At 62.4% G+C, this 12,955-nt stretch carries 9 protein-coding genes; 1 reads left to right on the top strand and 8 read right to left on the bottom strand.

The window, feature by feature from the left end; genetic code table 11:
• Positions 1 to 117: 117 nt before the first annotated feature.
• The 8 genes from ACYCUK_RS01260 to ACYCUK_RS01225 all read right to left on the bottom strand — a co-directional run bounded on the left by ACYCUK_RS01260 (position 118) and on the right by ACYCUK_RS01225 (position 11,752).
• A complete protein-coding gene (locus ACYCUK_RS01260) occupies positions 118 to 453 on the bottom strand; it encodes a hypothetical protein (protein WP_461593024.1) in 336 nt (111 codons plus the stop codon).
• A gap of 68 nt (positions 454 to 521) precedes the next feature.
• Positions 522 to 2,213, bottom strand: coding sequence for a single-stranded-DNA-specific exonuclease RecJ (recJ, locus tag ACYCUK_RS01255; protein ID WP_461593023.1), 1,692 nt, complete (start codon positions 2,211 to 2,213; stop codon positions 522 to 524).
• Between the two features lie 61 nt (positions 2,214 to 2,274).
• The gene (locus ACYCUK_RS01250) at positions 2,275 to 2,757 is read right to left on the bottom strand and encodes a hypothetical protein (RefSeq protein ID WP_461593022.1); all 483 of its coding nucleotides are present in this window, start codon (positions 2,755 to 2,757) and stop codon (positions 2,275 to 2,277) included.
• Entirely contained in the window at positions 2,723 to 3,031 is a 309-nt protein-coding gene (locus tag ACYCUK_RS01245; RefSeq protein WP_461593021.1) for a hypothetical protein, read from the bottom strand. Before ACYCUK_RS01245 ends, ACYCUK_RS01250 begins: the two co-directional genes overlap by 35 nt.
• A 312-nt stretch (positions 3,032 to 3,343) precedes the next feature.
• Positions 3,344 to 4,519: a type II secretion system F family protein gene (locus tag ACYCUK_RS01240; protein WP_461593020.1), complete on the bottom strand. Its 1,176-nt coding sequence runs from the start codon at positions 4,517 to 4,519 to the stop codon at positions 3,344 to 3,346.
• Positions 4,519 to 7,095: an ATPase, T2SS/T4P/T4SS family gene (locus ACYCUK_RS01235; protein ID WP_461593019.1), complete on the bottom strand. Its 2,577-nt coding sequence runs from the start codon at positions 7,093 to 7,095 to the stop codon at positions 4,519 to 4,521. Before ACYCUK_RS01235 ends, ACYCUK_RS01240 begins: the two co-directional genes overlap by 1 nt.
• A 391-nt stretch (positions 7,096 to 7,486) precedes the next feature.
• Positions 7,487 to 9,730: an ATP-binding protein gene (locus ACYCUK_RS01230; RefSeq protein WP_461593018.1), complete on the bottom strand. Its 2,244-nt coding sequence runs from the start codon at positions 9,728 to 9,730 to the stop codon at positions 7,487 to 7,489.
• 108 nt (positions 9,731 to 9,838) lie between these two features.
• Entirely contained in the window at positions 9,839 to 11,752 is a 1,914-nt protein-coding gene (locus ACYCUK_RS01225) for a VWA domain-containing protein (RefSeq protein ID WP_461593017.1), read from the bottom strand.
• A gap of 175 nt (positions 11,753 to 11,927) precedes the next feature.
• On the opposite strand from ACYCUK_RS01225, the gene ACYCUK_RS01220 reads away from it, so the two are divergent.
• Positions 11,928 to 12,875: a glycine-rich domain-containing protein gene (locus tag ACYCUK_RS01220; RefSeq protein ID WP_461593016.1), complete on the top strand. Its 948-nt coding sequence runs from the start codon at positions 11,928 to 11,930 to the stop codon at positions 12,873 to 12,875.
• Positions 12,876 to 12,955: the final 80 nt, after the last annotated feature.

Below are 12,955 nucleotides of genomic sequence, written 5' to 3'. Positions count from 1 at the left end.
CCAAGAAAAACCGCGAGGCCAGCTCGCGGTGAAGGGGAATGGCGGTCGAGTTCTAGCCGCTGTCCGGTGAAACACTGATGCCAGGTCCTGCCCAATATAGGGCCGGTAACGCCAAACTCAAGCGGGGGCCCGCTCCGCCTTTTTGGCGCGCAACCGTTCCAGCAGCGGGGGTTTCCTGGCGGGCTTGGCTGCATCTCCGATGAGGTTATGCCGTTCCTGGAGACAGGTCTGGATGAAGAACTCCCGGTCAAGGCCGGCGCGAATCCGGCTGGAGAATTGTTGCCAGACGTACAGGAAAACCTGGGCCATCACCGCTTCATTGGCGGCGACCTCCTCCAGCGTTTCCCCCCGTTCCCGGCAGACCGTGTTCAGACGGGCCTTCAATGGTTTACGGATGGCGGCGATGGCCGGAGCGGCGGTAGCCGAGGCGCGCAAGGTACGGAATACGGGCATGAGAACTCCTGGTCGGGACGAAAAAGCGCACCCAAACCGGGTGCGCTAAAGTATAGCAAAAGTGGATGTCAACTATCCGCTGGCACCTCGGCCCAGAGCAATCGTAGTTGCAGGCGACGGCCACGGAAATCATTGATTCCCAGCGCATAGGCCACCTGCAGCCGTTGGCCTTGCCGAGCATCGACACCGCCTCCGAAGAGCACCGCCTCGACTTCCTCGCCATTGTCCAGGCCCAGCAGGAACTTGAGATGGCCGCCCTTCATTTCCGACCGGTCCAGGACATCGAAGCTGCCCATGAAGACAGGCTCCGGAAACTGCTGGCCCCAGATTCCGGCCTGTTCGACGGCTTCCGCCAGGGAAAGCGTGATCTCTCCGGGACCGAGGATTCCGTCGGTTTCCAGCCGCTCCAGCAAGGCCTCGGCCGGGATCCGTTCTTGCGCGAGCTGATCGAAACGCTGCGCGAAGGCCTCGTAATATTCATCCGGGATCGCCATCCCGGCGGCCATGGCATGGCCACCGAAACTCCGGAACCACTCTGGATGCTCCGTGGCCATGTCGGCCAAGGCGTCGCGCAGGTGGAATCCGGGGATGCTTCGACCGGACCCCTTGAGCAGATCCCCGTCTTTGGCGAATACGATCACCGGGCGGTTGAACTGCTCGCGCAGCCGGCCGGCGACGATTCCGATCACCCCCACATGGCCGTCCGGTAGCCGGGCCGTCAAGCCGCTGGCTCCGGTAGGCACCGAACCCAGGATGGCGAGCGCATCCAGGCATTGCTCCTTCTCCACGACGCGTCGTTGCTTGTTGAAGGCATCGAGCTCCTCGGCGAGCCGCAAGGCCTCGTCCGGGTCATCGGACAACAGACAGCGGATTCCGATGGTCATGCCGTCCATGCGGCCGGCCGCGTTCAGCCGGGGTCCCAGTTGAAACCCGATGTGCTGGGCCGACAAGGTCTCCAGTTCGCAGCGCGAAACCTTGGCCAGGGCCAGGAGTCCCGCTGGGGCGTGACCTTCCCGCCACCGTGACAGGCCCTGGGAAACCAGAAGCCGGTTGTTGTACTCCAGGGGAACGACATCGGCTACCGTGCCGAGCGCCACCAGGGGGGTCAGCCAGGCGGGATTCCGCAAATCCGGAATGCCGTCCTCCTGCAGTTGCCGGTATAAGGCCAGGATCAGGTAGAACGCTACCCCGACCCCCGCTGTACTTTTCCAGGGGAAAGGACAATCCGGCTGATTCGGGTTCAGGATGGCGTCGGCTTCCGGAAGTTCCGGTCCGGCCAAATGGTGATCGGTGACGATCACCCGCAATCCGGCGGCCTTGGCCGCGGCTACGCCGGCGATGCTGGAAATCCCGTTGTCCACCGTAATCAGGATATCGGCGCCTCGCTCCACCACTTTTCGGGTGATGGGCGGGGTCAGGCCGTAGCCGTCCGTGAACCGGTTGGGAACCAGGAAATCCACCTGCCGGGCGCCCAGCGAACGCAAGCCGCGTACCATCACGGCACAGGCCGTGGCCCCGTCGCAATCGTAATCGGCCACCACCAGGATCCGGGCATCGTCCCGGATCGCCTGGAGCAGCAGTCGCACGGCTTCCGTCATCCCCTTCAGGTTGGCGGGAGCCGCCTGGGCCGCCCGGTACTGCAATTGGGCTTCGTCCATAATGCCCCGTCCGGCATACACCCGGGCGAGCGCCCGGGGATGGCCCGCGCCGATCAGCCGGGTTACGGCCGAACGATCGACGGGCCTTACGTTGAGTTCCATCATGGTCTCCTTGTGCTCCTCATGGTCCTGCAAGGGTATAGCAATTCCAGGGAGAATCGCGCTAATTTCCTTTGGGTTTGGATCCCGGGAAGGTTTGTCGCAGGATGTCTTCCGGCGTTAGCCGCTGCAAGGGCGTCAGCCGTTTGACAAGCGCTTGTTCCAGCGCCTGCTGTCGCGCCGTCAGCGGCGCATTGGCCGGAATCCCCCTGGGCGACAGCGATCGGGCGTTATGGAGAATTTGTCGCTGCAGGGGGCGAAGGTTGGTTTCCGACGGCGTTTTCGGCCGGGCATAGGGGTTCGTGGCGGGCGCGGACTGCGTGAGCAGGTGACTTCGCCCCACCACCACGGGTCGGCCTGTGGGCCCGGCCATCACCGTCTTGTAGGCGAGTTCCGCCCGGGGCGTATTCGCGGGAGGCGCCGCGATGGGAGTGGCCCGCAGCCGGACCGTGGCCGAAGCGGTTCCCCCGGCGGCCGAGCCGATGACCAGGGTCAGGGCTATCGCGACCGCTTTACCAGGCGGGGTGCAGGTAGGTAAGTAAGGCATACGCCAGGACTCCATAGGTGGCAACCAGGGGGCCGGCGAAAGTGGACAAGGCGCGAGCAGGCAGGCGCAATTCATCAATATGCCGGAATTCGGAGAACAAGACGCCTCCGAAGATCAGCATAGAAACCGCCAGCGCACTAGCCGAGCGCAGGTTGTTCAGGATTCCGGGCAGCAAAGCCATCCCCAACAGGACCAGAGCCGTTCCCTTGAGCAGCAGGGGCATCTCCAGCACATACTCGGCGAACCGGGCATGTTCTTCGATGGCCTCCTCCACGAGGTTCTCCTTCTGCGGCTTCGTAGCGGGTGGTTCGGTTTTTTTCCACTTCCAATGCAAATCGCACATGCCCTTCACTCCTCGATCCATTTTCTTTGGTGGAACTTGTCTGTTGGTAAAGCATAAAACTATTCCAAGGAGGATGTCAAGCGCAATCTTAGACTCAAGCCAGGATCGCTTCCAAAAAAACCCCGCCAGGCGGGGCGGGGCGGGGCAGGATGTTCGACCGTATGGTTGGTTTTTGGCCGAACTCGTTGCCGAATTCGGAGGTCGTGCCAAAGTATAGGAACCAGACGCGCAATCCCCGCCTGATCACCCGCCGGTGATGCCGCTGCTGGCCTGGAGCATGGGCAGCATGGTTTCGCCGAACAGGATTCCGCCGGCCAGGGTCAGCAGCAGGGCCGATAGCAGCGTCAGTGCCGGAACGAAGGTTCCCAATCGCTGGCCATAGATTTCCTTGTACTGGTTGGCCAGCGCGAGCAGGGTGCGGGCGACTTGTTCCCGGTCCAGGGCGGACATCAACGCCGCCTTGTCGGTCGGGTGCAACGTGCGCATGGGGGGCGCCCAGGGCTGGCCTTTGCGGACGGCCGCTTCCGCCCGCGCCAGATCGGTATGCAGGGCGCCTTTCGGGGCCGTATCCCGCGCCAGCCTTAGGGCATCTTCGATCCGGACTCCCGACTTGACCAGCATGGCCAGCCCGTACAGGGTGATGTAGTTGCCGCGGGATAGCACCAGTTCGTTGTAGAACGGAATCCGGAGAATCAGCATATCCGCGCCATCAGGCACCAGTCGTCGGCCGACGGACGCCAGCAACGCCAGGGGTACGGCCATGGCCAGCATGGCGAGCATCAGGTAGCCGATGACGTCGCCCACGGTGAAGATCCAGCCCACCTGGATGGAATCGCCCGCCGACTGGATCAGTCCGCTATGCAGCACCTGGGGGCCCATGTAGAACGAGCTGGCGAGGATGGTGCCTGCGGCGGCGAGGAATCCGGTAATCGCCCCGAACAGCCCTTTCGCTGCGGTTTTTTTGACCTGCCGGATTTCCTGCTCGAATACCGTGGCGTCCGACAAGGCGCGCGCGGTGTCCCCGGCACGGGTGCCGGCCTTGATCAGGGCCACGATGGTGTCCGGAAAGTCCGGTCGGCCGACCTTCTGCATCGCGGCCGGAAGGTCATCGCCACCGTCGATGTAGCCGTACAGTTCCCCCGCCGTGCGCGAGATATGCCCGGTAAAGGTATCGCGAAGGAGCCGTAGCGCCTCCCCTACCCCGATCCGGGACACCAGCATGGCGCCCAGCCGTGTGAGCAGGGTATGCCGGTCGGCTTCGGACAACGGCGCCCGCCACCAGGCCTTGCGAACCCGTTTGACGGTGATGATGCTTCCCGACCGCAAGGCCTGGGCACGCGCGGCCTGTTCGGTTTCGGCCACCACCGAAAGGGACTTCGGTCCGGATGGCGTACTGACCTTGATCGCGTAATTCGCCATCAGGCTCCCTTCACCTGCGCCAGGGTATGCAGGATCTCCGGACCGAACACGCGGATGACTTCCCGTTCATCGGTGAGGCCCGACAGGACCGCCTGGGCGGCGTCCTCCCGCATGGTGGGCCAGCTGCGATGGCCGGCGAACATCTGGCCGACCTCCTCTTCCGAACCGAAATAGGCACATTCGGAAACCGGCATGCGGCTGCTGTAGCCCTTGCCGTGGCAACTGGGGCAGCCAGCTCCGTGGCATTTGGGGCACTGTACCCGGACCAGGCGTTGCACGAGCACGGAACGCAGCAGGTATTTCAGCTCGTAGTCGTGCATACCGATATCCCGAAGCCGGGCGAACGCGCCATGGACGGAATCCGTGTGCAGGGTGGCCAGCACCAGGTGCCCGGTTTCCGCCGCGCGTACGGCCATCTGCGCGGTGTCCAGATCGCGGATTTCCCCCAGGATGATGACGTCCGGGTCCGCGCGCATGAAGGCCCGCAGGCTCCTGCTGAAGTCCAGGCCGATCCCCGGGTTGACGTTGACCTGCCGGACGTAGGCCTGGCGGTACTCGACCGGATCCTCGGCCGAGAAGATGGCGCGGCCTAATCGGTCCATTTCCCTGACGGTGGCGTTGAGCGTGGTGGTTTTACCACTATTGTGAGTTACGGTAAAGTCTCCCAGAACATAGAGGTTGTCTTCGTCAACTTGAAAACCATAGTAGGGTCCTACACCAAGGCTACGCACATCAAAGCCCGTCCGTTTTGCGTCCCTGTTACCGTTCCAGGCGTTCGAATGCTTTCTGCCCAGTTTTAAGGGGGCTTCATCCAGGGCTGGACCGCTGATGCTCAGCGCCCAGTAATCGCCTTGAAAGGTGGTACCCTGAATGGACTTTTGGATCGGCCTCCTGGTGGCGAGAAGCCCCAAGCTACGCGCGACAAATGCCAAGTCCGCCACCAGTCTTTGACTCTTGGACACAAAGCCATAACCGCTGCCCCCATCGGAGAATCCGTCGGTGTCCAGGAGCCCGGCCAACAGAGACAGTCGCTGTTTTCGGCTTCCGGTTTTGTACCCCTGCGGTACAAATTTCGAGGCGGAATCGATGGGCAGCAAGCCCAGAAGCCGCAGTTTTGCTACTAGACCGTTGGACTTGTAGCTGCCATTGGGGTTGCGGCCCAACGCGGCCGTAAACCCAAACACTGGGGCTCGGTTCCAGTCGGTGCCGGTAAGCTTGAGATTCTCCGCTTCGGCCAGACAAGTCAGGTGCTCGATGATCTCAAAGTCGGGATTGCATATTCGGACTGACTTCCCGGTCAGACAGCCATCACCCAACAAGGCTCCTATCAGGTAGGGGTCTACAGGCAACTCTTTCTCGGCCCAATCCACTTCTGCGCGATAGAGCTTGTGGGTGTGTTTGAATGTTTTGGTCTGCTGCAGATAGTCTTTTACAGCGATATTTTGCACCGTTCCGGAAAATTTGGTTCCGTCGTTCGTTCTGACCAGCGAGAGCACATGTTCGTCATTTACTACGAACGATTCGCCTCCTCGATTTGGAACGATATCGTATAACGGACCGATGCCCCGATAGAGCCGAATTACTTTGCGCGGTCGGCTATCCGGTCCCATCAGTTCGTCTCCCACCCGTACGTCCTCCACGGGCTTGATGCCCCCGTCGAACATGAGGATCGGGGTCCCCTTCCCATGACAACCCGTCGGACCGCAGATCAGGCACAGTCCGTCCGGATGCGAAACGCCCCGGCGCCATTCCTTAACCCGGGTGATCCCCAGTCCGTCCAGGGACGGCCGGACGTTATCCGGATCCAGCAACCGGATAACCACGACCTCCCCGTCCACGGCCGGGATGGTGGCGACGCGCAGATCGATGTACCGGCCGCTGTATTCCAGCTGGAATCCGCCGTCCTGCGGGAGCCGGCGCTCCGCGATGTCCATGCGGGATAAATCCTTGATGCGCGACACCAGGGTTTGATATTCGTCCAGGGTGCCTTCGCGGGCGGGCTCCAGCACGCCCAGGGTGCGGTAGAATACCGAATAGGACCCGGTCTTGGGGATCAGATGCACGTCGGACGCATTCTCCAGCAGCGCTTCCCTGATCAACCGTTCCACCAGGTTGCTGTCGTCGGTCTGCAGACCCCGCAGCCGGGCCAGGTAATTGTCCAACTGTTCGGGGCGCAGGGGCACGAACTGCAGATCATGGTCCGGGAAATAGGGGGCCAGCGCGATCCGAGCCGACATCTCGGAGCCCAGGGTTCCCAGGTAGAGAACGCCGTCCGCTTCCGCGACCAGGATGGTGCGCGTGGCCTCCAGCGCGGCGACCGGTACCCGGGGGGTGTACAGTTCCTCCCCGTGAATCCGGTCCGGGGCGATGGCCAGGATGGCCTGGACCAGATCCTTGCGGGCCAGGAAGCCAGAACGCACCAGGATGGAACCGAGCCGTTCGTGACTGATCGTCTGCTCCTGCAACGCCATGCGAATCGCGGCCGGAGAGACCAGGCCGCGCTGGATGAGGTAGTCTCCGAGCAGCCCCAGCCCGGCGGACGGCGGCGCGATGGGAACGGTCGGCCGCTCAGACATGGCTCAACTCCAGCTGGGACTCCACGCTCAAAACCATCGTGCAGATTCCCTGGGACACGGTGGGGTTCTGGCGATTGGCATATTCCTGCCGGCACCAGGCCAGAGTCCGCGTCCACAAGGCAGTGCCCTGCCTGGCTTGGTCCTTCCAGAAGCCGGGCTGGGAGGCCGCACCGCCCAATCGTGAAAAGGGCGGAGGAGACGATTCTTTCGCCGCCGGCGGTTGGGGCGCATGGTTTTCCCCGTAGACGAAAATCAGCCACAGAAGCGCGCCACCGGCGACTACGTACTTCAACATCGGCAACCTCACGAAGGCGGGGATCAGACAGGTTGGAGAGTATAGCGATGGACAAAAAACCGCCCTGGCGGGAACCAGGGCGGTGGAAACGGATAATCAGTCGATGGCGGCTACCGTCCTGGCAAGATCCACCCAGCGCATGTAGTGCCGTGCCTCCAGCGGCTTCCCGCTGGTCAGGGGGGCCGTATTCAAACCGGGCGCCTGACCGACGAACGGATGCCGCGCCGTAAACGCCTCGGCCCAATGTACCCGGTGGTAGGGTGTCGGTCCTTGGGTCACCTCCCGAAGCAAACCGGTATGCAGACTCTCCAGGCAAAGTCCGGTCAGGTCCGGATCCATCCCGATTTCCGAGCAGATTGCCTGCCCGATCAGGGACGAAGCCAACTGTTTTCGCAGTTCCGGCAAATGCAGCCAGGCGACGGCGATGCTGATGGGAACGGTCGGAACGGTATTCGGTAGACCGAACCAATTACCCAGCAACGCTAGCCGGCTCCAGGCGGGATCCAGCTTGGGCGCGGGGCCCTGTTGCAGCACATCCTTCAAGTTTTGCCAACCCGCCTCCCGCAAGAGTTTGGCTGATCGCTCGCTGGAGACGGCGGGCAGCTTCTCTACGGGTTTCCGTCCCAGCCGGCCTTCCAGTACGAGGTTCAGGTAGGGCAGAAATGACGAGTTGCCGTAACCGTAGGAACGCAGGTTTTGCAGAACTGCCGTGTCCGGATAGTAGAATATCCCGGGAGCTTCCTTGTCCAGATCCAGCCGAGAACCTGCGCCCGGTTTGGAGAACGCCAGTCCGTAGTGCGCCCAGCGTGTCGAGAATCCTTGATGGATATCGATTTTCCCTGCGGGGGGATCCAACTTCAGTGTGGCCACCGCCAGGGATCGGTCCATCTTGGGTTCGCCGGTTATCTGATCCTTGACGGGCGAGATGCCGGATAACGGTATTGCCGGAATGCCCAGGCGCTTGGCGGCGGATTCCAGCTCAGAACCGTGGCGGAATACCCACACCCGGGTGCCATCCGGCTGATCCCGCAGTACCGTGCGTACCCGCGCTCGAATGCCGGCTTCCGTTAGATCCTTATCGAGAACCGCCAGTATTCCGGCCATGACGGTGGACGAGCCGTACGTCGGCTTGGCCCAAAATTCACGCCCCGAACTGGTATCGATCTGGACCTGGTAGCCGGAAGCGGTATTCACCTTCTGCCGAAAAAACCGGAGCGGGTTCCCAAGGTCCGGGAAGAGTTCCGGCAACCATTCGCCTTTCCAGACCAGCCTGGTTTTCGCCGCGTGGTCCGTATCCGGAAAGACCGACATCGCCACGTCGAGATTGCCCGACTGGTTCTGATGCCAGGCATTGAACTGCTCCAGCAGGGTCCCGGGGCCGGACAGCACGTCGTCCACCAGTTGCAGTACTTCCGCCCGTGCGGATTCCGCCAGTTTCTTGAGACCGGCGATGGACGTCTTGGTATAGGACAGTGTCTCCCGGGAAATGGCCACTTCCACCTCCCCGATCTCCGCAAAGAGATAGGCCACCTTGTCGTAGCCCAAGTTGAAAAACGGCTGGGGCTTCGCGCTCGGGCCGAGAGCCGGGGTGTCCATCTGCTTCAGGAGATCGTCCGGAACCGGGTACTGAACCCCGCCCATGACCACGTAGACCCGGTTGGTCGGCCGCTGGACGGTCGCAATCCCCAGGCGGGTGCTCCGAAACCGCAGCACGGGCGGTTGCGGTCGTTCCTCGACCCCCAGCAGTTTCGGCAAGGGGTCGAACCACTGGAAGACCTCCAGGGCCTTATCCTGGAACTGTTGCACATCGTGGGGCTGGACCATGAAACCGATCTTGACGCCGGAGGCCCAATTCTTCGTGGCCCGACGCCTATCGACCGACGCGATCCGGGGGTTCCCGCTGGGGCCTATGAAGACGCCGTATACCCGGTGCACGCCGCGCTTGACCGTCTCCACCGTGAAACTGTCGGTGTAGGCGAACGGGGACTTGGATCCCAGCCCGAAGGCGCCGACCTCGTCGTTGCTGTCGTCCTTGGTGGACGCGAAGTAGGTCGTATACAACCCCTTTACTTGAGCATGGCTCATTCCGATACCGAAATCCTGGATGTAGAATTCCGGATTGATGGCGTTGGGCAATTTCACCACGATGGGCCGACGGATGCCGGCGGCCTTGTGGCTGTCCTGGGCGTTGCATCCCAATTCCCGCAGCACGGCCGCGATCTTGTCGGAGTACAGGGTGCTGGAAAGCGCCTGGAATGCCTTGGCATTGGCCTGAATCCGAAAACCGGACTCTTCGCCCAGGCCCCGGGTGTCAACCGCTCTGTGGATGGCTAGCTTCATTCTTGTTCTCCTGGTTCGCACAATGGTCCTGGGTCAATATAGGCACGCACGAGGCCTACCCATAAAAAATCCCCGCGGTTAGGCGGGGAATAATGGAAACCGTATGGTTTAGAGGTTGGCCTCGATGAGGTTGCCGAGCACGGCCGGCAATTCCTGGGGCCGACCGATGCTGCCGGCGTGGGCCCCGAAGATCTGCCTCATGTTGTCCGAAAGCCGAGCCTCGATGGACAGGCCATACGCCTCGATGCCAAGCTGGCGGGCATAGCGGACAATGGCCGAGGACTCCTCCGCGTCAGACGGATCTCCGTCCGTCACCAGCACGAAAACCCGGCGGGTCGCTTCCGATGCCTGCAGTAGTCCGATCCCATGTAGCAAGGCGGGGCCATACCGCGTGCCGCCTCGTGGCGGAATGCCGGCGATCTGCTGCCGAGCCTGCCGCCAGTCCGAGTGGAACGTAAAGACCATCGTGTCGAAGGCGGACACCTGGAATTTCACCCCGTCGAAACCCATCAGGCTGTCACCGACGGCGATCGTCGCGATCTTGGCGTTCGTCATCCGGGATCCGGAGGACATACTGCCGGACATGTCGAAACTGACCATGAACTCGCTGTCCAGTTGCTCGACCTCCTCCCTTTTCTGGAAGAAATGATCGAGCCCCGTGCCATACAGGCCGATGCTCCGGCGCCGCGTGCGGAATCCATTGCGAACCGGGTAGTAGGATTCCATCTGCCGGCTTTGCAGAACGTCCTCAAGGCGAATCCGCAACGGACGCGTGATCCCATCCATCCGCAGTATCTCCACCATTGCCGGAGAGCCTCTCCACTGCGTGGGCTGGATCTGGCTATCGGTGGCCGTATGCCCGTCACGTGCCGAATCCGCCAGGGATTCGGCCATCCGTCGACCCCGATCGAGATCGTCTCCGATCTCGGCGGCATCCTGGGCGCCGACGTCCAGAACCGACTGGATGGCCTCGTCGCCGCGGTGGGTGCCGGAGTTACCGGCACCCGTTCCGCCCGGCAGGTCTCCGGCGCCTTCTGCCTTGCCCGGCTGGTCTCCGGATTCGCAGTCATCCTGGCCTTGCTCATCGCCGTCCGCCTCCTCGCCCGTTTCCGGTTTTTCTCCTTCCGCGGTACCCGAACCACCCCCTGGTTCCGGATCGCCTTGTTCCAGGCCTTTTCCGGATTTCTCGGCTGTGGTCTCGTTCTCGACGCCCCGACCTTTCCCCTTTTCTCTGGATGGGGAGGCTTTGCCCTTCCCTTGCCCAGCCCCCTGACCCGCTTCGGATTCGCCATCTTCCACACCATGGGGCCGGAACCCGGCCATTTCGACCTGGATCTCCATCGCCTGGGGATTGGGCAGTTTTAGCAACTCGATGATTTCACGGGTCGCGGTCATGACGTCGATGGTGTTCGCCGCCGTAGCACCGCGTTCGGCGATGGCGTAAACCTGGGCCATCAAGTCCTTCCCGAACAATTGCTCGGCCTCGGTCCACCTTTCCTGCGCGTGGGCCTGAAGCAGTTTGCGGTCCAGCAGCTTTACGAACAGCTGGCTGAGCAGCGCCGTACAGAGAACGGAAGCGGGATGGGGAGGCTCCTCCGGCCCATCCGGCTGCTTTGCCCGATCCTCGGTCAGATCCCGCACTTCAAGTTCCAGGCACGCCTCGAAATTGTACCTGCAGCCGGGATACTTCGACTCCATCAGGGCCTCGATTCGGGGGTCCTCGATCACGTTGGAAAGAATACGTTCCAGGGGGGTGCATCCGGCCAAGACAGAGAAGTCCGAGAAACGGACATGGCCCGATTCGTGATCCAGAAAGGCATTCAGCTTGGCCACGTCTTCCGGGCTGCCGTCAATCCGCAGGCCTGGCAGGCAAATGACCTTGCCGTCCGTATGCGGTACGGTCACTCGGTCGCTGATGACAACCTGCACCTTATACTTCCTGCCGATAGCCTTGGCGATTAATGTCAGGGGCCCCGCCTTGAAGGTCTTTCCGCCGATTTGCTTTTGCCGTGCTGCTGCCATGGTGTTCTCCTCGTGCAATGATCCTACGGCCCAGTATAGCGGCGGGCCGCCATGAACTCCACCATAGGTATACAATAGATATCGTTATCCGGGCAGTGGCGGAGCCCGGCCGTTCCGTGGCCCACGAAGCCCGCAGGCCTGTTGTGCCTATATTCTGGGACCAGGAGGTATCTTTATGCACAAACGAAGGCGAGCACTTGCCATCGCGGCGGTCCTCGGGCTGTTTGCCGCAGGCATGGCGGCCGCCGGCCCAACGTACGAATTCCGAACACTCATTCCGGGAGCTAAGCAACTCTCGGTGACCGAGACCTTTGCCATCCCGGGAACCTATACGGTGCCGGTCCCAAGCGGGGCCACCCGGATCGCGTTTCAGTTGGCGGGGGCTGGAGGCGGGGGCGGCTATTTTCTCTATTACGCGACGCCCGGTACCGACTTTGGCGGCAACGGCGGCCTGATCCTCGGGACGGTATCCGTGGCCGGGGTCTCCTCGGTCACGGTCGTCGTCGGCGCGGGCGGACAAGCGGGGAGCGGAAGCGTAAACGGGGGATTTGGCGGGGGTGCTTCCGCCTTGGTGCTGGGGGGCCAATTTGTGGCCGTGGCTGGAGGCGGGGGTGGCGGCGGCCTGGATAATAGTGTCAACCCCCAGCCGTGGGCGGCGGAAGGTGGCCCCGGCGGAGAGTCGAACACTTCCGGAGAAAATGTGGACGGCGCCTATTATTCCGGATGTGCCGGCGGTGCCGGGGCCACCGACACCGGTCCGGGCATCGATGACTGGACCAGCCCCGGCTATAGCGGGACCGGCGTTTCCGGTTCCGGCCCTATTTCCCTGACCAACCTGACGGACGGCGGAAACGGTTCTTCCGTCGCTTCCCCGTATGGGGTGGCGGATCCGTCAGGGGGTTCCGGCTATTATGGCGGGGGCAGCGGCTATAACTGTGGGGCGGGGCCGAGCGGCGCGGGCGGGGGTTCGGACTACGCCGCTCCGGAGGCGACCGGCGTTACGGACACGGTAGGGGGCGGAGCCACGGGAGGCCTGGGGTCGACGACCAGCGATACGTACAACGCCGCCAATACGTCCTTGCCAGGCCAGAACGGGGTGGTCACGTTACAGTGGACCAACTAGCCCCTATCGGAATCACTTCCGCGAGGCCCGTAAATTCCAGGTGTTGACATCCACAGTCACAGTTGCTATACTTTGTCGCA

It is taken from the genome of Thiomonas sp., from assembly GCF_054608695.1.
This window is presented reverse-complemented; position numbering and strand designations above follow the sequence as displayed.

Bases quoted from the DNA above. Each gene is read 5' to 3' on its own strand.
- ACYCUK_RS01225 (WP_461593017.1), bottom strand. From the start codon at position 11,752: ATGGCAGCAGCACGGCAAAAGCAAATCGGCGGAAAGACCTTCAAGGCG.
- ACYCUK_RS01230 (WP_461593018.1), bottom strand. From the start codon at position 9,730: ATGAAGCTAGCCATCCACAGAGCGGTTGACACCCGGGGCCTGGGCGAA.
- ACYCUK_RS01260 (WP_461593024.1), bottom strand. From the start codon at position 453: ATGCCCGTATTCCGTACCTTGCGCGCCTCGGCTACCGCCGCTCCGGCC.
- recJ (WP_461593023.1), bottom strand. From the start codon at position 2,213: ATGGAACTCAACGTAAGGCCCGTCGATCGTTCGGCCGTAACCCGGCTG.
- ACYCUK_RS01250 (WP_461593022.1), bottom strand. From the start codon at position 2,757: ATGCCTTACTTACCTACCTGCACCCCGCCTGGTAAAGCGGTCGCGATA.
- ACYCUK_RS01240 (WP_461593020.1), bottom strand. From the start codon at position 4,519: ATGGCGAATTACGCGATCAAGGTCAGTACGCCATCCGGACCGAAGTCC.
- ACYCUK_RS01235 (WP_461593019.1), bottom strand. From the start codon at position 7,095: ATGTCTGAGCGGCCGACCGTTCCCATCGCGCCGCCGTCCGCCGGGCTG.
- ACYCUK_RS01220 (WP_461593016.1), top strand. From the start codon at position 11,928: ATGCACAAACGAAGGCGAGCACTTGCCATCGCGGCGGTCCTCGGGCTG.